Source organism: Agrobacterium sp. 22-3639C2, assembly GCF_053522105.1.
This window is the reverse complement of the sequence record NZ_JBNWDB010000008.1, coordinates 140441-162434: the sequence shown is the minus strand read 5'-3', so window position 1 is coordinate 162434 and position 21994 is coordinate 140441. Positions and strand designations below refer to the sequence as shown.

Here is a 21994-nt window from a genome sequence, read left to right as displayed (position 1 = left end):
AACTCTATGAAATATTGCCTGCTGTGCCTGGCTCTCGCTTTAGGCGGCTGCCAGACAAACGATAAATTGGCGAGCTGCAAAGGCCCAATATTCCCGCTGAATGTGGGGCGATGGCAGCCTACGCCGTCAGATCTTCAGCTCAGCAACGTAGGTGGTCGCCATGAAGGGGTCTGAATACGCCTTGCTAGTAGCGCGGGAAACCCTGGCTGAGCACTACAAGGAAGTGGAAGCTTTCCAAACTGCGCGTGCGAAATCAGCGCGGCGCCTCTCCAAGGTCATTGCAGCTGTCGCAACCATCGCGGTTTTGGGGAATGTTGCGCAAGCCTTCACAATTGCCACCATGGTGCCGCTGATCAGGCTTGTGCCGGTATATCTATGGATACGGCCGGATGGCACCGTTGACAGCGAGGTGTCCGTCTCCCGATTGCCTGCAACTCAAGAGGAGGCCGTCGTTAACGCCTCACTGTGGGAGTATGTTCGGCTGCGCGAGAGCTATGATGCCGATACCGCCCAGTACGCCTATGACCTGGTCTCGAACTTCAGCGCCCCAATGGTGCGCCAAAATTATCAGCAATTCTTCAATTATCCCAATCCAACTTCGCCTCAAGTCATCCTCGGCAAACACGGCAGGCTAGAGGTCGAACACATCGCTTCGAATGATGTTACTCCGGGTGTGCAGCAAATTCGCTATAAGCGAACCCTCATCGTTGACGGCAAAATGCCGATGGCGAGCACTTGGACTGCTACGGTTCGTTATGAAAAGGTGACCAGCTTGCCCGGCAGATTGAGACTGACCAACCCGGGAGGCTTGGTTGTCACCTCCTACCAGACATCGGAAGATACCGTTTCGAACGCAGGCCACAGCGAACCATGACGAAAAAAGCATTTCTCACTCTGGCATGTTTACTTTTTGCGGCGATTGGCGCGAGGGCTGAAGACACGCCAACGGCGGGCAGACTTGATCCGCGCATGCGTTATCTCGCTTACAATCCCGATCAAGTGGTGCGCCTTTCAACGGCGGTTGGAGCCACTTTGGTTGTTACTTTCGGGGCTAACGAAACGGTGACAGCTGTTGCCGTTTCCAATAGCAAAGATCTCGCGGCCCTTCCACGCGGAAATTATCTTTTCTTCAAGGCTAGCAAGGTTCTCCCACCCCAGCCAGTGGTCGTGCTAACTGCGAGTGACGCCGGTATGCGACGCTACGTTTTCAGCATCTCTTCCAAGACGCTGCCGCACCTCGATAAAGAGCAGGCCGATCTCTACTATAGCGTACAATTCGCTTACCCTGCCGATGACGCAGCGGCTCGCCAGAAGGCGGCACAAGAGAAGGCTGTTGCAGACCGTATACGTGCGGAAGCGCAATATCAACAGAGAGCAGAGGGTTTATTGGAGCAGCCTGCCACGACCGTTGGTGCCGAGGACAAGAATTGGCACTATGTCGCTCAGGGCGATCGTTCGCTGTTGCCGCTCGAAGTCTTCGATGATGGATTTACGACGGTATTTCACTTCCCAGGTAATGTACGCATACCCTCCATCTACACGATAAATCCGGATGGAAAGGAAGCTGTCGCTAACTATTCAGTCAAAGGGAGCTATGTCGAGATTTCTTCGGTTTCCCGTGGTTGGCGTCTGAGGGATGGCCACACGGTATTATGCATTTGGAATACCGCCTACGATCCCGTCGGCCGCAGGCCGGAGACGGGCACTGTGAGGCCCGATGTGAAGCGCGTCCTAAAGGAGGTGAGAGGGTGAACGACGACAATCAGCAATCGGCGCATGATGTCGATGCGTCGGGGTCCCTGGTCTCCGACACACATCACCGGCGCCTTTCGGGGGCTCAAAAGTTGATCGTAGGAGGTGTAGTTCTCGCGCTATCACTTAGCCTCATTTGGCTTGGCGGGCGTGAAAAGAAGGAAAACGGGGACGCACCCCCGTCAACCATGATCGCCACGAACACCAAGCCATTTCATCCGGCTCCGATTGACGTTACACTTGATCCTCCGGCTGCCCAGGAAGCTGTTCAGCCGACTGCTCCTCCGCCAGCACGAAGTGAGCCGGAACGGCATGAGCCGCGGCCGGAAGAAACACCGATTTTTGCGTACACCAGTGGTGATCAAGGGACCAGCAAGCGCGTTCAACAAGGCGAAACGGACCGAAGACGCGAAGGCAATGGGGAAGACAGTCCTTTGCCGAAGGTCGAAGTGTCCGCCGAGAATGATCTCTCGATACGCATGAAGCCCACCGAGCTGCAGCCCACCAGGGCTACGCTCTTGCCTCATCCCGACTTCATGGTGACGGAGGGGACGATTATTCCATGTATCTTGCAAACGGCAATCGACACCAGTCTGGCAGGCTATGTAAAATGCGTGTTACCCTGGGATGTTCGTGGAACAACGAACAACGTTGTGCTTCTTGATCGCGGCACCACCGTTGTTGGCGAGATCCAGCGCGGTTTGCAACAGGGAGATACGCGTGTTTTTGTGCTCTGGGATCGGGCGGAGACACCCGACCATGCCATGATTTCGCTTGCGTCACCAAGCGCTGACGAACTCGGTCGCTCGGGATTGCCGGGCACCGTCGACAATCACTTCTGGCAGCGCTTTAGCGGGGCCATGCTCTTGAGTGTCGTCCAAGGTGCCTTCCAGGCAGCGAGCACCTACGCTGGCAGCTCGGGTGGAGGGACGAGCTTCAACAGCGTCCAGAATAACGGTGAACAAACGGCAGACACAGCCCTCAAGGCCACGATCAACATACCGCCAACCCTGAAGAAGAATCAGGGCGACACGGTCTCCATTTTTGTCGCACGGGATCTCGATTTCTCAGGCATATACCAGCTTCGTATGGCTGGTCGCGCGGCGCGGGGGCGGGATCGCCGTCCATAACGAATTCAACTTATCACTTACAGATGGAGATACGATACAAATGGAGGTGGATCCGCAATTACGAATCCTTCTCAAGCCAATTTTGGAATGGCTCGATGACCCGCGGACCGAAGAAGTTGCGATAAATCGACCTGGGGAGGCATTTGTGCGCCAGGCCGGCGCCTTCCTCAAGTTCCCTTTGCCTGTCTCCTATGACGATCTCGAAGATATCGCTATTTTAGCAGGCGCGCTGAGAAAACAGGACGTTGGACCACGCAACCCACTTTGCGCAACTGAACTTCCAGACGGCGAGCGGCTGCAAATCTGTTTGCCGCCGACGGTACCGTCGGGCACCGTCAGCTTGACGATTCGACGGCCAAGTTCCCGTGTTTCTAGTCTCAAAGAAGTCTCGTCCCGTTACGATGCTCCGAGGTGGAATCAGTGGAAGGGACGAAAAAAACGGCATGATCAGCATGATGAAGCTATCCTTCGGTACTATGACAACGGGGATCTGGAGGCGTTTCTGCACGCATGTGTCGTTGGTCGGTTGACGATGCTGCTTTGCGGACCCACCGGGAGTGGCAAGACAACGATGAGCAAGACCTTGATCAACGCTATCCCGCCGCAGGAAAGGCTGATTACCATCGAAGATACGCTCGAACTCGTCATTCCACACGAGAACCACGTAAGGCTGCTTTATTCTAAGAATGGGGCTGGGCTGGGCGCAGTGACCGCTGAGCACCTGCTACAGGCTAGCCTGCGCATGCGACCGGACCGAATACTGCTCGGCGAGATACGCGACGATGCCGCGTGGGCTTATCTGAGTGAAGTCGTCTCAGGGCATCCGGGATCGATTTCCACAATACATGGTGCCAATCCCGTCCAAGGTTTCAAAAAGCTATTTTCGCTCGTGAAAAGCAGCGCTCAGGGGGCTAGCTTGGAAGATCGCACCCTGATTGACATGCTCGCAACCGCAGTTGATGTCATCGTACCCTTCCGTGCCCACGGTGACATTTACGAGGTGGGCGAAATCTGGCTCGCTGCCGATGCGCGTCGGCGCGGTGAGACAATAGGCGATCTTCTTAACCAGCAGTAGTTGTGATCCATGTTTCTAAATGCCGCATGGCGCGTTGTAGAATTACGTTTGTAGCAATGCTCAGCAATCTTTGTCATAAAACGGAGACATCTAGTTTGCATTTCTGTCGTGCGCGGTTTGGTCGAAATCTTGCCGAAATGCCCGTGTAGTGAGAGAAAATTGACGAGTGGAGTCTAACGAATACAACCTTTACGTGTATAAATTCTGTTGAGCTGCAAATGGCTGGCCAGGATCCTAGATTGAGAGGTGAACCGTTGAAACACGTTCTTGTCATCGATGACGATGTCGCTATGCGGCATCTTATAGTCGAGTATCTTACGATCCATGCCTTTAAGGTGACTGCGGTAGCCGACAGCAAGCAGTTCAATCGTGTACTCTGCTCCGAGACGGTCGATGTCGTGGTCGTCGATCTTAATTTGGGTCGCGAAGATGGGCTTGAAATTGTTCGTAGTCTGGCCACGAAGTCCGATGTTCCAATCATAATTATTAGCGGCGCTCGCCTCGAAGAGGCGGACAAAGTTATTGCGCTCGAGTTGGGAGCAACCGATTTTATTGCCAAGCCTTTTGGGACGCGGGAATTTCTGGCGCGCATCCGTGTTGCGTTACGCGTGCGGCCCAGTGTCGCGCGAACCAAAGATCGACGCTCATTTAGTTTCGCTGACTGGACACTTAATCTCAGGCGACGCCGCTTGATTTCGGAAGAGGGCAGTGAGGTGAAACTCACGGCAGGTGAGTTTAATCTCCTGGTTGCTTTCCTGGAGAAGCCGCGCGACGTCCTATCCCGGGAGCAGCTTCTGATCGCCAGTCGGGTACGCGAGGAGGAGGTGTATGACAGAAGTATTGATGTCCTCATTTTGCGGCTGCGCCGGAAGCTTGAGGGGGATCCGACGACCCCTCAGTTGATCAAGACTGCAAGAGGTGCTGGCTATTTCTTTGACGCTGACGTGGATGTTTCGTACGGGGGTGTGATGGCGGCCTGAGGTAGAGGTGCATTTCGCCTTTAGCAATCTGTTCCCAACGTGAGCAGATTGCTATGCGGCTTGGCAAAGCTGCCTTTCCTCGGTACTATCCGAAAAACTCAGCACTGCGGAGTGATTGGATGGGTCCTATCTTTTGAGAGATCAGCTGTTCGTTGCCTTCTCCCGAGCAAAGAAACATGCAAGCGCTGCGGTAGCCAGCTTGTGGCCAAAAGCCCGGGCGGTCTCCAATCCCAATGGATCAAAGTGATTGCGAGCGACTTCTATTAGCGAGACCGGGAACATGCGGGAGGTCTGAACGATGATTGATTTTTCGAAAGCTGTGTGAGGGATCGGATAACTCTTCGGAGCCGCACGAAACGATCCATCCGCCAGCATGTTTTCAAAATCGCCAAGCGCACGGCGCAAGATCATTTGTAGCGACTTGGAAGGACTGTATTGCAGGATCAGGTTGTCATATATCTTCGATACTTCAGGCGCGGGCGGGCGCGCTGAAAGGAAGACCTGGATCTTTCCTGGCGCTGTCGTCGAACTCAAAGCATCCACGGTCAGCATCGATTGCTGATCAGAGCTGTGACAACGCTTGGCGGTGGCTGGGGCAGGTCGTCGATCTTCCTCGTCGAGATTTTCAGGCGGCTGCGGCAGGGTCGAGTTTTGGGTGGCAACAGGCAAAGAAGGATGGACGATTTCGGGTCGAGCGGCGGCAAGCCGCCTGGCCTCCCCGACAGACAAAGCGGGTTTGCGAATTCCCATCTTCACCCCTCCAAGGCTTCGCTAACCAATTTGGAGATAGTGACGAGTTCCTCCATGGCGATTCTGAGATTCCGTTCGAGGAGGCGCATTGTCGGATCGGTTCTCATATTCAGCAATGTGAGATGCAACATGCCACGTTCCTTCATCGCGGCAAATGCGTCTCTCTCGTGCATGGGAGACTGTACAACTGGAAGGCTTGCGAGCATGTCCGACATCGCGCGCTGCGATGTGGTCAATCGACCAACCGGCACGCGTTGGCGCAATACGGCTGTCGGAATTGCCAAGTTCTCGCTCAGCAGCAGTTCAATGACATAGCGGTAGGTCGACAATGCTTCATCGATATCGAGCGGAGTTAACATGGTCGGGATCAGAAGCAGGTTTGAGCTGGCAATGATCGTGTTGTTGAGTTCGCTCGAACCACCATGCGTATCGGCCAGCGCATAATCAAATCCCTGGAGTTCGGCGTCCTCATAGGCCGCCTCAAGGAGTGCCATTTCCTCGGCGGCGTAGACTTCGCAGAAGGAGCCCCAGGTATTGCTGCGAAGGGCGTTTTCTTTCCATCGCGTTAGTGGTCGGTTTTCATCAGCGTCGAAGAGAGCCAATCGTTTGCCGTCACTTGCAAAGGCGGCGCAAAGACCCATGAGTGCCGTGGTTTTGCCGGCTCCTCCCTTGAAGGAGCAAAATGTCAGAAGTTTCATGTCCTTATCCTGTCGATTTTGTGAAGCGGAAGTGCGTCTGTACTTTTATTTGTGTGTATGATTTTGCGATCATTCATGAGTAATGTAGTAATTACCTGATTTTATATTTCAATTTTATTGTAAAATAATTTCAATTGTAATAATATAAAAATAAATATCCCTTATGTGTTCTTGATTTCGTTTTGTATATGGCTAGATTCCCATCTGCCACGACGAGGAAATGCTACGGCGGGGCAAGTTCAGATCTTTCCGTCTTCTATGGAGGAAGCTATGTCGCAAGGCAGTAGGCCCACCTCAAGTGACATTGCCGTCAACCAGCGCGAATGCGTGAAGGTTGAAGGCTTCAAGGTCGTCAGTACCCGATTAAGATCGGCCGAATATGAGAGTTTTTCTCATCAGGCACGCTTGCTGGGCCTCTCCGACAGCATGGCCATACGGGTTGCGGTGCGCCGCATTGGTGGCTTTCTTGAAATCGACGCAGAGACTCGTCATAGGATGGAGGCCATACTACAATCCATAGGAACACTCTCAAGCAACATTGCCGCGCTGCTATCTGCCTATGCCGAAAATCCGACAATGGATTTGGAGGCTTTGCGAGCTGAACGTATCGCCTTCGGTAAATCTTTCGCTGACCTCGACGGCTTGCTCCGTTCCATTTTGTCCGTATCACGGCGGCGGATCGACGGTTGCTCGCTGCTGAAAGACGCCTTGTAGCACTGACGTAGCACTTGGCGGGGAACATATTCGATGCCCGATCGAGCTCAAGTTATCATTCGCATTGTGCCGGGAGGTGGCACCAAGACCCTTCAACAAATTATCAATCAGTTGGAGTATCTATCCCGGAAGGGCAGGCTGGAGCTGCAGCGTTCAGCCCGACATCTCGATATTCCCCTGCCACCGGATCAAATCCACGAACTTGCCCGAAGCTGGGTTCAAGAGACTGGAACTTATGACGAAAGTCAGCCAGACGAGGAAAGGCAACAGGAGTTGACCACCCATATTATTGTAAGCTTCCCCGCGGGTACAAGCCAGGTAGCGGCTTATGCGGCGAGCCGGGAGTGGGCAGCCGAGATGTTTGGGTCAGGCGCAGGGGGGGGCCGATACAACTATCTTACGGCCTTCCACATCGATCGCGACCACCCACATCTGCATGTCGTCGTCAATCGGCGCGAACTTTTAGGACACGGCTGGCTGAAGATATCTCGGCGCCATCCCCAACTGAATTACGACGCCCTGCGCATAAAGATGGCCGAGATTTCACTTCGTCATGGCATTGCCCTCGATGCGAGCCGACGAGCAGAACGTGGCATCACCGAGCGGCCGATCACTTATGCCCAATATCGGCGCCTTGAGCGGGAGCAGGCTCGCCAAATCCGTTTCGAAGACGCGGATTTGGAACAGTCGTCGCCGCAAGGAGATCATCCAGAATTCAGCCAACCTTTCGATACATCCCCATTTGAAGCATCCGCGGGCGGACCGGAGGACATGCCTCGGCCCAACAATCGGCAGAATGAGTCGCAAGTTCATCTCCAGGAGCCAGCTGGTGTCAGCAACGAAGCCGGTGTCCTTGTGCGGGTTGCATTGGAGACGGAGCGCCTTGCTCAACCATTCGTTTCCGAAACCATTCTCGCGGACGACATAGGGAGCGGCTCTTCGCGTGTTGCCGAGGGCCGTGTGGAGAGCGCAAACCGCACTCCCGATATTCCTCGCGCAGCAACTGGAGCTGCCACGCACACGACACACGACCGGCAGCGGCGTGCAAAGCGTCCTCATGATGACGACGGAGGGCCGAGTGGAGCAAAACGTGTGACATTGGAAGGCATCGCGGTTGGGCCCCAGGCGAACGCCGGCGAACAGGATGGCAGTAGTGGCCCCTTAGTACGGCAAGCTGGAACGTCTCGGCCATCTCCACCGACGGCCACGACGCGGGCCAGCACCGCAACCGATTCATTGTCTGCTACAGCCCACCTCCAGCAACGGAGAGGTGTCTCTTCAAAGCGTCCGCGTGAAGATGATGATGGAGAACCGAGTGAACGCAAACGCGAGAGAGATGAGCGCAGCAAGGACGGGCGTGGGGGAAATAGGAGATAGAGAAGGACCGAGTGATGGCAAATGAAGAGTTCACCAGACACTATGCGTGGCCCGCTCCTGTGGCTTCGAATGATGAAGGGCGTGGGACCGCGCGGATCCCCATCCAGGCACAATCAATCGTTGCTGGAGAAGACGGTCGGGACACTTCGGTCCCAACGGCTTTGTCGCGACCGCCAATTGAAGATATGCCGCACGGCGTCCAAGAAACATCGGCGAGTGGCGGACGACTGGGAGCGGCCCGTCTGCGGGATCCCGTAATCCCGCCAGGAATATCCGAAGCCCGCACGGACCTATCCGCAATTTTGCGGAAAAAAAGCGGTTCTTTCCGCACCGGTATGCAGTATCTGCGTGAGCTTGAACGGGAAAATCTTGATAAACAAGACAGGGAAGCCAGTGCGTTGCCAGATTTAAGTGCAAGGGGCATAAAGCGACCGCGCGAAATTGAGTATCCCGGCAATGCAAGCGGATTAACCATAAAGAGGCAAGTCGGCTTAGGCATAGAGATCAATACTATCTCGGCATCTTCTCCCGTGAACCGGGCCGCGCATTCGTCGAACTGGCAAGGCGCGCCGGAACAGGGCGTGTACAATGTTCAGCCATCGGCAGATAGAGCACAGAAATCTGCGCAGGAAAGTTCGACGTTTCCCGATGGCACTCCTGTTTCCGCTCTCTATTCAGGCCCACTCGCAGAATGGTTCGAGAGGGATACTGGCAGCGAGACGACCAGGAATTCAGGCAACACCATTTCGTCACCGCTCCGAGGGCTGGAGGAGTTCGGCGATTCCGCGGACAGCCGGTATCTTGGGCGCGAAGCTCAGAGTCTTTCAGTTACCGTAACAACGCCTAATTCGAATGCTGAGGCAAGTTCTCATAGCGCACACACTGAAACTCTCGACGATGTCAGCAGTGACCACTCGAGCGAACAGGGGAGGGGTCCCCTTGGCGCCGCAATCCTTGGATCCCATCATGACCTTTCACCGCGTGCACAGAAGTTATCACAAACAAACCGCGATTCCCCTGAACTGACCGACGCCGAACTGGCAAAAGTCGATGCGGTGTTCGAATCTCTCTCCAAGGGGCCCCCGGCCGGGGAGTGCGCCGCACCGGACTTTCGTGAGCGCGGACCAGGCGGCGCTTTCCAGAAAGAAGGCGTGTCCGACAGGGCGAACGGGGTGCCCACTAACTGGGAGGTACCTTTTGGTCGCGGTGGCGGGCATTCACCGCAAGCGCTGAGGTCCTCAGGAGTGGAGCTCGATGACTTCCCTGATTTCACCGAGGCCGAACTGGCAAAAATCGACGCACTAGTCGAATCTCACTCCAACAGATCTTTATCAGTGCGAAATATAGTACCAGATTTGCGCGGAGCGGGAGCAGACAACGTCTTCCGGAAAGAAGGCGTTGTCGAACGCGCGGAGAAGATGCCGATCGATAGTGTGAGTCTTACCAGACTGAATGGCGAGCGTTCACGTTCACTGAAGACATCGCAAGCAAGCCTTGAGGATTTCCCCGATCTAACCGATGCCGATCTGGCCCATATCGAAGAGTCGGAGCGGATCGCAAGAACTGCTGTTGAAAAGGGGAAGCAAAAAATCTCGACCGAAGCCGATACGCGGTTTGATTTGGGCAACTCTTCTGCACCCCGGGTTAGCCCTCGATCGGTTACCCCGTTGGTTCCCAATGCCAATCAGCCGATTACATCGTGGTTCTACGAGGCACAAAAGACTTGTGACAAATTGGTAGAGAACACTTACGTGAAGCCGGCCGTTGACAGTTCTAGGGCGCGAAATGACGTCGAAAACACCGCTGCCAGGCTTGGTGACCCTGCTCCTGCTTTGGGGCATGACAATCTTGGTAGAACTCACGCGTTTACGCCCGTTCGCGACGTGATGTCTAGACCCAGCGCGGACCGACAACTGGCTAGTCATGCGGCAGAACATTCGGCAATAGACGACATTTGGAAACGGGATGACCGTGATCGCAGGACACACCCTTATAGAGGATTGGATTCGCGTTCACGTGAAGGTTACGGGCGGTAAAGGCTGTGTTGTTCGCAGCAACACCCAAATCAAAAGCCCAATTTGCGATCGATCGAAGAATCTCGGTGAAGTGATGAATTCGAGCAAGACTACGCCCCAGCGTTTAGCTGTCAGCATCGTATGTTCGCTGGCAGCCGGTTTTTGCGCGGCAAGTCTCTATGTAACATTTCGCCATGGTTTCAATGGCGAAGCGATGATGACGTTTAGCGTCTTCGCCTTTTGGTACGAGACCCCGCTCTATATGGGTCATGCGACCCCCGTCTTCTATTGCGGTTTAGCCATTGTCGTCTCGACGTCTATTGTTGTGCTGTTAAGCCAACTTATCATATCGTTTCGCAATCACGAGCATCATGGCACGGCTCGTTGGGCGGGATTTGGCGAAATGCGGCACGCCGGTTACCTGCAGCGCTATAATCGTATCAAGGGGCCGATCTTTGGAAAGACGTGTGGCCCTCGTTGGTTCGGCAGTTATCTGACCAATGGCGAACAGCCTCACAGTCTTGTTGTCGCGCCAACGCGCGCCGGCAAAGGCGTTGGCGTCGTTATTCCGACGCTCCTAACCTTCAAGGGTTCGGTGATAGCCCTCGACGTCAAAGGCGAGCTTTTTGAGCTGACTTCCAGAGCACGCAAAGCGGGCGGCGACGCCGTTTTCAAGTTCTCACCTCTGGATCCAGAGCGACGGACTCATTGTTACAATCCCGTCCTCGATATTGCAGCTTTACCGCTCGAGCGGCAGTTTACCGAGACGCGCCGCCTCGCCGCAAACCTCATCACGGCCAAAGGCAAGGGAGCGGAAGGCTTTATCGACGGCGCGCGGGACCTTTTCGTTGCGGGCATCCTTACCTGTATTGAGCGCGGTACGCCAACAATTGGTGCGGTCTACGACTTATTTGCTCAACCTGGAGAGAAGTACAAACTTTTTGCGCACCTCGCGGAAGAAAGCCGAAATAAAGAGGCTCAGCGTATTTTCGACAATATGGCGGGTAACGACACGAAAATTTTGACTTCTTATACATCAGTGCTCGGCGACGGCGGACTTAACCTGTGGGCTGATCCATTGGTTAAAGCAGCGACAAGTCGATCAGATTTTTCCGTCTATGATCTGCGTCGGAAGAGGACCTGCGTCTATCTTTGCGTCAGTCCCAACGACCTCGAGGTCGTGGCGCCATTGATGCGCCTCCTTTTTCAGCAGGTCGTGTCAATTCTGCAGCGATCACTGCCAGGTAAAGATGAGCGGCATGAAGTTTTGTTTCTCCTTGACGAATTTAAACACCTGGGGAAGCTTGAGGCAATCGAGACCGCGATTACAACCATCGCCGGTTACAAAGGCCGCTTCATGTTTATTATTCAGAGTCTCTCGGCCTTGACGGGCACCTACGATGACGCGGGCAAACAAAACTTTCTCAGTAACACTGGCGTGCAAGTATTTATGGCCACGGCCGACGACGAAACACCGACCTATATCTCAAAAGCTATCGGCGACTATACGTTCAAGGCGCGTTCGACCTCATACAGTCAAGCCCGAATGTTCGATCATAACATCCAGATTTCCGATCAGGGGGCACCGCTTTTGCGCCCCGAACAAGTGCGCTTGCTTGACGATAACAATGAAATCGTCCTTATTAAAGGGCATCCGCCTCTCAAACTACGAAAGGTGCGATATTATTCCGATCGTATGCTGAGGCGCCTTTTCGAATGCCAAATTGGCGCCCTCCCTGAGCCCGCATCTTTGATGCTTTCGGAAGGTGTCCATCGGGATGGGCAAGACCTCAGTCAACATGCCGCCGTCACGGAGGCGCAGGGCTTAGGTGACATCGATTCGATACCTAATAATATGGAAGCCGCTACACCGCAAAACAGTGAAATGGATGACGAGCAGGACAGCCTCCCAACTGGAATTGACGTCCCCCAGGGCCTTATTGAAAGCGATGAGGTGAAAGAAGACGCCGGTGGCGTGGTGCCAGATTTCGGTGTTTCAGCTGAAATGGCTCCAGCTATGATTGCACAACAGCAGCTGCTGGAGCAGATCATTGCGCTTCAGCAACGATATGGACCCGCGTCCTCGCACTCGGTGAAATGACTTCAAGCTGCCTTTCACATTGGAATCATTCGATGCGGGGCGTCGTCAGATATTCCGGTTGTATCGAATGCGGAGCTAGACCCCGAGGTTGCCGATTAAGCAGATATCGCCATGAGACCGTCAGGAAACCCAAACGTCGATCTTAGCGGTTCGACTGCATCGCTTGCCGAAGTTCCCGCCGGAGCTACCCCTGTCCTTAATCTAATCGAGCCCAGGAACCGTCCGGCTGACGACTCGCTTGAGGGCCAAACCGATCGCGGCGAGCATCCATCTGCATCATTTGACTATGATGGCATGAAGCTTGGCGCCGCGGAGCGTGAAGCATACGAGAACTGGTGTCCATCGAACCGGCCTACATGGAAAGATCTGGTACTCAGGGCGCGCCTTGATGCAATCGACAGTTCCGCTTGGCTCCCCGATTTGGGCGAGGAGTCGCCTTTGATCTTCAGATATGAAGGGATTCCGCTGGGTGAGGGGGAACGGCAAGCCTACAAAGAATGGCAAGAGGACGCTCAGCCCACATGGGAAGACCTCGTTGTCAACGCACGAATGGCGGAACCTGATCCTTGTGCTGACATCGCAGACGAGCACAATCCCCTCAAAGAAGGCGAGGAGTTTCGGTCTGAAGCGTCGAAACGCAAGCGGAAAAAACCGATCGACCAGGACGAGAATTCTTCTACATCGTTTTACCATGACGGGATGAGGCTCGGAGAACCCGAGCGCGAGGCATATGATAACTGGGGCAACGCGGAGCCGCCCACGTGGAAAGACCTGGTACTTAAGGCGCGCCTTGATGCAATTGACAGCTCCGCCTGGCTCTTTGCTTCAGAAGGGTCTTCCTCGACTTTTGAGTATGAGGGAATTCCACTGGGTGAGGGGGAACGGCAAGCCTACAAAGAATGGCAAGAGGACGCTCAGCCCACGTGGGAGGACCTCGTCGTTAATGCACGCATGGCAGAACTCGACCATTCTTCTTGGATTACAGACGAGCACAATTCCCTTGAAGAAAACTTAGAGTTTGGGCCCGATGCAAGACAGGCCAGCCTGAAGGACTCGACCGACCAGCGGAAGAGTTCTTCCGCGTCATTTATCTATGATGGAATGAAGCTCGGGGAACCCGAGCATGCTGCATACGAGAACTGGAGCAAACCGGAACGACCGTCATGGGAAGCCCTCATCCTAGATGCGCGCCAGGCTTCCATAGCAAGCTCTTCGGTTTCGAATTCGTTACTTGCAAAGACATCCTCGCCAGTCTTTCTATACGAGGGAATGTCGCTAGGGGATGCGGAACGTCAAGCGTATGGAAGGTGGAGGCAGCCTGCCCAACCGCGATGGCAAAATCTTGTGGTGAACGCGCGCCTTGCGGATCTTGATCCGTTGGCCTGGATTCCCGATGAACATGATCCGTTTGCGGAAGCCGAGGCGCTTAGCCCCACTTCGCAATCGAGTGGCGCCAACAAGTCCAACCGCGCTTTGGGTAATCAATCAGATTCAGGCCGGCCCGCCTTCGCATATCTGGCAGCACAAGAGGCGAGTCACCTGCAATCACCGGCATGCTCACAATTGGAAACGAGGCGTGCATTAAATTTCGGGTCGCCTGGACCGGATGCAAATCCAACGGAAAGCATCGCCAAATGTAATCGTTTGGATGGCGTCAGTAAAATTAAGCGATTAGGCACCAAAGGCCGCCGGGCAGTAAACGCGACTATTCACGGCGGCAAGTTCGGTGCGCAAGGACTGTTGTCCGAAGATTGCGGACAAGCGGCTGAGCCCTCTCCGTCGGAACAAACTACTCGGCCGCGAACCGATAATATTGGTACCTATGCAAGCCGGAAAAACGAACGAGCTCGGCTGGCTACAGAGACCGGGAAATACGAATCGGAGCACATTTTCGGATTTAAGGTCGTCCACGATACTTTGCGGGCGACCAAAGAAGGCCGTCGTCTCGAAAGGCCAATGCCGGCATACCTCGAATACAAGGAGCTTCATCGGCAACACGTAGGGACAGGAAGAGGACGGACTGGACTGGTCGGGCGCGGATGGCCGGATGATGCGAGCTATCGCGCAGATCAAAGGGCAACCCTGTCGGACCCTGTTGCGTCCGCGGAAGGTGCAACAGCTTCAAATGGGTACCAGTTGAACCAGCTGGGCTACGCGCACCAGCTCGCCACCCATGGTCTCCAAAGTGAAACGCCCGATGGGGTTACCATGCCAATTCAAGTTGCGACAATTAGCTACAACTATACAGTGAGCCGTGATCCGGTCCTTTCACCACCCAGCAAAGAACAAGCGCCCCCATTGCTACACCTTGGGCCTCGTGGGCAAACGGAAGCTGTGCTTGCCCGCGAGACCGCATTGACCGGAAAATGGCCAACTCTCGAGCGTGAGTGTCAAGTGTATCAGCGGTTTTTGGCCCTGTACGACGTAAAGAAGGATCTGGACGCCAAACAACTTGGTGTACGGCAGAAAAAGCAGGCACTCGTTGCGGCGTTGAACCGGACCGCCGGCTTAATTGGCGCGTCACCTTTGGAAGCTCAATCGTCGACCGCTGAGGTTGAATATACTACCGACGAGCCCGATGAACGACGGGTTTATGATCCGCGCGATCGAGGCAGAGACAAAGCGTTCAATCGCTGACAAAGTCGCCTAGACAATGATTGTTACGGCCTTCGCAATCGATTTCTTGACAGCAGTGCCATTCAACTTTTGATCCACCATCTGCTTGTCTCGTCCCTGGAAAATAATCGGCGGAGAAACGCTCGACAGCTTCTATTGCCAAGCCCCGTGCGATCGATCGTAAGCGCACAATTCACCGCACCTATTCACAGAACAGCGAATGAAGGAGTCTGTGTCCACAAGGGAGACTGTGGACACAATGACATTGGATATCTTGAATGGTTCAGGGGGTCTTCGGGCTGTGAAGGTTCTTCCCAACGGGAAGCGGCGTTTCGATCCGGTCGAGAAAGACCGGCTGATCGACGCTGCAATGAAGCCCGGGGTATCGGTTGAGCGAACGCGAACTTGACACTCAAAGATTACGCGCCGCGGAACGCGCCCTCGATAAACAAGTCTGGCAGAATCCTCCCGTTAACCCCTCCCGGTCGCAACGAGGAGATGCCAATAGTCATCTTCGAAACGAACGCGATGAGCGGCTAGAGTCGGAGATGACGATCGCGCATCAAGCCGCTTCCGTCTCCGTTGGCGAGGATCGCCAAGCTCTTGATGCCGCTCGATCGACCTTGAATGAACTGCACAATTCGCCATCGTCGGATGATAGGGCAAACTTGAGTTCGCCGAGAGCCGAAATTTGCGACCGTACAACGTATCCGCCGTCTCCATCCCATTGAATACGGATATTCCTGAGCATTGAGGTCCGTGCCAATACGTCTCCGGCAAGAGCTGGAGATTTGGCATGGCGGATGATGAGGGATTTGCTGGGCGCTTTGAGATTGTCGAGGCGCGTCGAGGAATACTATCCCCCTCGACAAGCGAAGAGTCTGATCCGTAGGGTCGAGGCCGTGCAGAACACCGTAAACGCTAACGGCGGGATCCCGAACGACCAGTCATTGTGGCATTCCGAAAGAATTACATTCACACGGCACCGGTTACTCGATCACTATCTCCTGCGGCCTTATTCGATAAAGTCGTGCTAACTCCGTGACTTGGCAAGAATTACATATGAAACGCGATATTCGTTTAATGACGGAGGCTCGGATGGTAGATTCACCGAAGGCTCAATTCTATTAGGAGTCTTGATTGTGTCCGAAGAGTGACTGCCGCTGCAGCAGCCTAGAAAGCAATGCACGGTGATGATGTTGATCGGACGGCTTTCGTCCCGCGCAGGCTACCGGCTGAAGCCGCTTACGTCGATAGTCAAGTTGACCTGGCGGCAAACCGACAACCTCACTGTGTGACTTGTTTTGAGCGACTTTTGGTTCAAGAGAAAGATGAAAACCGTCGACGATTGTGGGCTTCCGGCAAAGCATGCGCCACGTCTGAAGAGAGTTGTGCAGGAGGCCCTACACTCGCACCGGGCCATTCGGGGCCATGAAGATGGAGCAAACCTTAATTTGCACCGATAATTTTCCGTTCGATGGATTTGGGCTGGGCAGGATCGGAGCGGAAGGCACTAGGAAAATCGTAATTTCTGTAGGAGAAACAATGATATGGTGATCATCAAGCTAAATGCGAATAAAAACATGCCTGTCTTGGCGGTTGAGAAGCCGCAAGAAATTCACAAAGAGGAGTTGAGCGACCATCACCAGTCAAATGGCTTTACGAGTTTGGATCTCGAAATGATTGAACTGGAGAATTTTGTCCTTCACTGCCCGCTCCCCGAAGAAAACCTAGCCGGCTAAAAGGAGTTAGACGATGGATCCAAAGGCCGAAGGCAATGGTGAAAATATCACTGAGACCGCAGCAGGCAATGTCGAAACTTCTGATTTCGTGAATTTGAAGCGCCAGAAGAGGGAGGGCGTAAATTCCACCGGGATGTCCGAAATTGATATGACGGGTAGCCAAGAAACTCCCGAACACAACATGCACGGAAGCCCGACTCACACGGATGATCTCGGCCCGCGGTTGGATGCGGACATGCTCGATTCTCAGTCAAGTCATGTTTCTAGCAGCGCTCAAGGCAATCGGTCTGAGGTTGAAAATGAGCTATCCAACTTATTCGCGAAGATGGCTTTACCAGGCCATGATCGGCGTACCGACGAGTATATTCTTGTGCGGCAAACCGGACAAGACAAGTTCGCAGGTACTACTAAAGGTAACCTCGATCATCTGCCCACCAAGGCGGAATTCAATGCGAGCTGCCGGCTCTATAGGGATGGAGTCGGCAACTACTATCCCCCGCCCCTCGCATTCGAGAGGATCGATATCCCGGAGCAATTGGCTGCACAATTGCATAACCTGGAGCCAAGAGAACAGAGTAAACAGTGTTTTCAGTACAAGTTGGAAGTCTGGAATCGCGCTCACGCAGAGATGGGCATCACTGGCACCGACATCTTCTATCAAACAGACAAGAATATTAAGCTCGACCGAAATTATAAATTGAGGCCTGAGGATAGATATATACAAACAGAGAAATACGGGCGCAGAGAAATTCAAAAACGCTATGAGCACCAGTTTCAAGCTGGTTCACTGCTGCCGGATATCTTAATCAAGACCCCGCAAAATGATATACATTTCTCGTACAGGTTTGCGGGCGACGCTTACGCTAACAAGCGATTTGAGGAATTCGAACGCGCAATCAAAACTAAATACGGTAGCGATACCGAGATCAAGCTCAAATCCAAATCTGGGATTATGCATGACTCCAAATATTTGGAATCATGGGAGCGGGGCAGTGCGGATATCCGTTTCGCAGAGTTCGCCGGCGAGAATCGAGCTCACAACAAGCAGTTTCCGGCTGCGACTGTGAATATGGGAAGGCAGCCAGATGGCCAGGGAGGGATGACTCGCGATCGCCATGTAAGCGTTGACTACCTATTGCAAAACCTACCCAACTCCCCTTGGACGCAAGCCTTGAAAGAGGGAAAGTTGTGGGATCGAGTTCAGGTCCTTGCTCGCGACGGAAACCGTTACATGTCACCTTCAAGACTGGAATATTCCGACCCCGAACACTTTACCCAACTGATGGATCAAGTTGGTCTGCCCGTGTCGATGGGTCGGCAAAGTCATGCGAATAGTGTCAAGTTTGAGCAGTTTGACAGACAGGCAGCGGTTATTGTTGCGGATGGCCCGAACTTACGTGAGGTTCCAGATTTGTCCCCGGAAAAGTTGCAACAACTGTCTCAAAAAGATGTCCTGATAGCGGATCGCAATGAAAAGGGGCAAAGAACCGGCACTTACACTAATGTTGTGGAATATGAGCGCCTGATGATGAAATTACCGAGCGACGCAGCGCAGCTTCTCGCTGAACCGTCCGATAGATATTCACGTGCTTTTGTCCGGCCGGAGCCAGCATTGCCCCCCATCAGTGACAGCCGGCGGACTTATGAAAGCCGACCGCGCGGCCCAACCGTAAACAGTCTGTAGATTTCCTGATACCGCGTCAGTGACGAAGCCCTTTAGTTCAAAATATGCATTTGAAAGGATTCAACAATGGTCGACACGACGAAGAAGAGTGTCGCGAAGTCGCTTACGGCTGACATGCGCCGTTCTGCTAAGCGGCTTTCTAAGCAAATGCGTAAAACCTCGCTTACTGAAGAGGAGGCAACAAGGAATCTAGCCCGGCTCGAAACGCCGGACCAGAAGCGAAAATATGTCGCCGATATGCAGATAATCGACAAGCTGGAAGACGGCTTTCGAGGCGAAATAAGCTATAAAATGCTTGGAAATAAACAGCTTCGGGTCGACAGCCCAAAAGAATTAACGCGCGAGCATGGTATAATAAGAAAAACAAGAAAGGTTCTGAAGCGTAACGCAGAGACTGGCAATGTTTACTTGGGTCTCCACGAAAAGAAGACCTGGAGGAGCGTTAGCAGCCATCTTTATGCCGAGGACGGTACACTTCGCGCGAAGCATGTGAAATACAAAGACGGACGCTTTGAAGAAAAATGGGAACGAGACGAAAATGGCCTGCTGTTCCGCACGCAGTTTGTCAACCGAAATCGGCTATTTCAACCTATTTCCGAGAAGGTCAGCACACCCTACCGGAGCGGACCGGAAAACCGGCTTTTTCGTGAACTAACCCGTCGAAAAGGTTCCAAGCAGGAAACTTTTGAGCGGGACGAAAAAGGCAACCTCGAGCTCATCGGCAGCAAACGTCTCGGCTTTTCCAAGAATTCGACGAAAGCCGTGGATCGTCAGACCTCTCAGACGACGATTCGAAAACTTGGTGGCGCATTCAGCAAATCTTATAGATCCCTGCTAGACACAGAGGGCAACGAACTTGGCCGAGATATATCGAGTCATCGACGGCTCTTCAACAAGCGATCGGCTGTCTACGATGAGGCTAGCGGGCAATTGACGAGCACCAAGCATACGTTCGGTAAGATCTACAAGAGTGAAACAGCGTATTTGAACGCTGATATCAAAAAAGTCTCAAAAAAGATACTCGGCGTGACGGTTCGTCGGAAACTGACGACGCTAAGTGAACAAGAACACGACGCTCAGAAGCTGCGAAATTCGGAATCCATTGAGCATAGGAAGGCTTGGCAAGAGCGCGCAGTTATCCCTAGATCGCCTCCACGGGAGACGGCAAATGTGGATTCGGCGCCGCAGTCGCATCTGGTCAACTCTCTTAGAGACGGCCGTCGTGATGAGGCTGAGCCTAGGGTTGTGCCTGCAAAAGACCGACGATTTGATGGCGTTATACAAAATTCACCCTTGTTTCGGCAACCGAACTCCGAGCGACGGGTCGGTTCCCAAACACTACCTCCATCGTCAAATGTGCGTGCCTTAGATCCAGTTTTTCCAAGGGAAGGCGCTAAGTCGGAAAAAGGGCCAGTGGCGGTCAATCTCCAGCGTGATAATGAAAGGGAAAAGCAAGAGGAAAAAAACCTCAGTGAGAGGCGGGGAAATCTCTTCCGGTCAAGCCGGTCAATAACAGAGATGTCGTTTCCCGGATCGCCGGAAAGAATAACGATGTTAGGTTTGCGGCGGGCCTCGATAAACCCATCCGCCGATCCGCAATCGCCGGTCGGCAGAACGGATTCCCAAGCGCCGCCGATGTCCTTATTTCCGATCAATAATCATCAGTCGGATCCAAACGAGCAAGAGCTCTTGAGTTTCCTGCATAGCGTGCCAGTCCCGCCGCCTTTGGAAGTACATGGCGCACCAGGCGGGCGTGTTGAGGACAGCCTCCGTGGAGCTTCCGGAGACAGCCTGGTGCGAACGAGTTCAGTGTCGGAGAGTGTGTTCGATGAACATTCGCAAGGGCCTTTGGAACGCGATCACTCGACCAATGCGACAAGTGAGCGCTTTGATCCGCAGGCTTTGTTTGGCGAACCGGGCTTGTCGCGCGTCTCAGAAACACGACCAGAACTCTCGATGCAAGGCGACCATTTGACAAATTCGGAACAGCAAGCGTTACTGAATGAACTGCTTAGTGTGCCATTACCGGGTCCTTTGCCGAAGGCGGATCATGAGCGACCGAGGGTTTTGGAAAGCTCACGGAGCCGAGAGCGCTCCATGTCAGGAGGGCTTTCACTTTAGAATGAAATTACCGATTCAAGTGTCCACCCAGTGGCTTGATTGAAACAGGCCAAGATGTGCGGAACACACCACTTCGAGGTGATGCTCGAGGAATAGTTCAGAGTTGTGACATCCCGCTGCGCAGCCTCTACGCATATTAGATGACTCTGCGAGAACGTTTGTGTAGCTTGCAATGTAGCTATGTTGAACCGCCAGCCCATAGGAGCAATGCCGTGAGTGTCTCATCAAAGCCCACCTGCCGTGTCGTGCGGCCCCGCGATACCTATGCCGGAAAACAGGGCTTCAGCGTAACCGATGTCCTACCCCCCCCGTTGTTCTCGCCGCCCTAATCTGTGATCGGCTTTCCATGGACGAGCAACGGGAGTTTCTCCATGGAGAGTACATTGGAGTTTCTCACAACCAGGAAGTCTGGACGTGAGATTCACCGGCATTGGCCGGACGAGGTCAAGGCGCAGATCGTTTCGGAAAGCTTGAGACCTGGCGCGCGATGGTGAATGAGGGCGCCGAGCGCTATGGATTGCGGGCGAACCGCCTTTCGACTTGGCGAACGATGGCGCGGCAGGGCAAGCTTGTTCTACCTGCACCCGATGACCCAGTGGAGTTCGCAGCGGTAGTCATCGATCCACCCGTTGCGGAGCCGCTGATCAATAAAACTAGCCGCCCTGAGATCATCGTCGGCGCTGTCACCATCCGCCTGGAAGAAGGTGCGTCTGCCGCCCGCATTGCCGCTATTGCGCGTGCCTGCGCGGTTCCGGCATGATCTTTCCGTCGAACCGCGTACGGATCATGGTCGCGACCAAGCCGGTCGACTTCCGTAAAGGTCATGATGGATTGGCGGCATTGGTCAAGAATGAGCTGCGCAAAGATGCCGTAATCGGCCGCATGCGCATAGAAGGCGCGCTCTTCCTTCGACAGCCCCGGCCGTTCCTGCTCCCCCGACCATGCGAAGACATGCTTCCTGGATCTTGCGCGTTTGACGACCGGATCGAGGGCGTCGAATTTCTTGTCGAAATAGGTTGATTGCCACTCGCGGTGATAGTTGGTCACCGCGATGATATGCTTGTGCTGGATGTGAAGGTAGGCAAAACCGGTGAAGCCGAAATGCTCGGCGAAGTCCGCGAGCCCGGTCTTCAGGATGCATTCATCGCCCTCGATTGCGGCAAGATCGGTCAACTTGTCCAGCCAGTGCTGCATTCCATACCCCCATCTGTGATTACAACTATCCTTGTCGTCGCGGTC

At 53.9% G+C, this 21994-nt stretch carries 18 protein-coding genes; 15 read left to right on the top strand and 3 right to left on the bottom strand.

What is annotated here, in order from left to right; all coding sequences use genetic code 11:
• Positions 1-6 precede the first annotated feature (6 nt).
• The 6 genes from ACQZ6D_RS26915 to virG all read left to right on the top strand — a co-directional run bounded on the left by ACQZ6D_RS26915 (position 7) and on the right by virG (position 4937).
• Positions 7-174, top strand: coding sequence for a type IV secretion system lipoprotein VirB7 (locus ACQZ6D_RS26915; protein WP_010891497.1), 168 nt, complete (start codon positions 7-9; stop codon positions 172-174).
• A complete protein-coding gene (locus ACQZ6D_RS26910; RefSeq protein ID WP_010891496.1) occupies positions 161-874 on the top strand; it encodes a type IV secretion system protein VirB8 in 714 nt (237 codons plus the stop codon). Before ACQZ6D_RS26915 ends, ACQZ6D_RS26910 begins: the two co-directional genes overlap by 14 nt.
• Positions 871-1752 (top strand): P-type conjugative transfer protein VirB9, encoded by an 882-nt coding sequence (gene virB9 / locus ACQZ6D_RS26905; protein ID WP_010891495.1) that lies wholly within the window; start codon positions 871-873, stop codon positions 1750-1752. Before ACQZ6D_RS26910 ends, virB9 begins: the two co-directional genes overlap by 4 nt.
• Entirely contained in the window at positions 1749-2882 is a 1134-nt protein-coding gene (gene virB10 / locus ACQZ6D_RS26900) for a type IV secretion system protein VirB10 (RefSeq protein ID WP_045231710.1), read from the top strand. Before virB9 ends, virB10 begins: the two co-directional genes overlap by 4 nt.
• A gap of 40 nt (positions 2883-2922) precedes the next feature.
• Positions 2923-3957 carry a P-type DNA transfer ATPase VirB11 gene (gene virB11 / locus ACQZ6D_RS26895; protein WP_010891493.1) on the top strand — a complete coding sequence of 345 codons (1035 nt, stop codon included), beginning with the start codon at positions 2923-2925 and terminating at the stop codon, positions 3955-3957.
• Positions 3958-4175: 218 nt separating this feature from the next.
• Positions 4176-4937, top strand: a complete 762-nt coding sequence (gene virG / locus ACQZ6D_RS26890) for a two-component system response regulator VirG (protein ID WP_010891492.1) — start codon at positions 4176-4178, stop codon at positions 4935-4937.
• A gap of 141 nt (positions 4938-5078) precedes the next feature.
• On the opposite strand, the gene ACQZ6D_RS26885 is transcribed toward virG, so the two are convergent.
• Complete coding sequence (locus ACQZ6D_RS26885; protein ID WP_045023999.1) at positions 5079-5687, bottom strand: conjugal transfer protein VirC2; 609 nt, start codon at positions 5685-5687, stop codon at positions 5079-5081.
• A gap of 2 nt (positions 5688-5689) precedes the next feature.
• A complete protein-coding gene (locus ACQZ6D_RS26880) occupies positions 5690-6385 on the bottom strand; it encodes a conjugal transfer ATPase VirC1 (protein WP_010891490.1) in 696 nt (231 codons plus the stop codon).
• 270 nt (positions 6386-6655) lie between these two features.
• Here ACQZ6D_RS26880 and virD1 point away from each other — a divergent pair, with 270 nt between their 5' ends.
• The 9 genes from virD1 (at position 6656) to ACQZ6D_RS26835 (ending at position 20755) form a co-directional block, all read left to right on the top strand.
• The gene (gene virD1, locus ACQZ6D_RS26875) at positions 6656-7099 is read left to right on the top strand and encodes a T-DNA border endonuclease subunit VirD1 (RefSeq protein ID WP_010891489.1); all 444 of its coding nucleotides are present in this window, start codon (positions 6656-6658) and stop codon (positions 7097-7099) included.
• Positions 7100-7132: 33 nt separating this feature from the next.
• Positions 7133-8476, top strand: coding sequence for a T-DNA border endonuclease VirD2 (locus ACQZ6D_RS26870; protein WP_045231709.1), 1344 nt, complete (start codon positions 7133-7135; stop codon positions 8474-8476).
• A gap of 302 nt (positions 8477-8778) precedes the next feature.
• Positions 8779-10512, top strand: coding sequence for a protein virD3 (locus tag ACQZ6D_RS26865; protein WP_234903668.1), 1734 nt, complete (start codon positions 8779-8781; stop codon positions 10510-10512).
• A gap of 73 nt (positions 10513-10585) precedes the next feature.
• Complete coding sequence (gene virD4, locus ACQZ6D_RS26860; RefSeq protein ID WP_045231707.1) at positions 10586-12592, top strand: type IV secretion system ATPase VirD4; 2007 nt, start codon at positions 10586-10588, stop codon at positions 12590-12592.
• Between the two features lie 111 nt (positions 12593-12703).
• Positions 12704-15229: a virA/G regulated protein gene (locus ACQZ6D_RS26855; protein ID WP_045024003.1), complete on the top strand. Its 2526-nt coding sequence runs from the start codon at positions 12704-12706 to the stop codon at positions 15227-15229.
• Positions 15230-16391: 1162 nt separating this feature from the next.
• Entirely contained in the window at positions 16392-16643 is a 252-nt protein-coding gene (virE3, locus tag ACQZ6D_RS26850; RefSeq protein WP_010974776.1) for a type IV secretion system virulence effector VirE3, read from the top strand.
• A gap of 115 nt (positions 16644-16758) precedes the next feature.
• Entirely contained in the window at positions 16759-16950 is a 192-nt protein-coding gene (gene virE1, locus ACQZ6D_RS26845; RefSeq protein ID WP_010891482.1) for a type IV secretion system effector chaperone VirE1, read from the top strand.
• 13 nt (positions 16951-16963) lie between these two features.
• On the top strand, positions 16964-18634 hold the full coding sequence (locus ACQZ6D_RS26840) for a type IV secretion system single-stranded DNA binding effector VirE2 (RefSeq protein WP_045024005.1): 1671 nt from the start codon (positions 16964-16966) through the stop codon (positions 18632-18634).
• 66 nt (positions 18635-18700) lie between these two features.
• Positions 18701-20755 (top strand): virA/G regulated protein, encoded by a 2055-nt coding sequence (locus tag ACQZ6D_RS26835; RefSeq protein WP_045231705.1) that lies wholly within the window; start codon positions 18701-18703, stop codon positions 20753-20755.
• A gap of 510 nt (positions 20756-21265) precedes the next feature.
• Here the strand turns inward: ACQZ6D_RS26835 and ACQZ6D_RS26830 are convergent.
• Positions 21266-21949, bottom strand: a complete 684-nt coding sequence (locus ACQZ6D_RS26830) for an autoinducer binding domain-containing protein (RefSeq protein ID WP_421721600.1) — start codon at positions 21947-21949, stop codon at positions 21266-21268.
• Between the last annotated feature and the right edge of the window lie 45 nt (positions 21950-21994).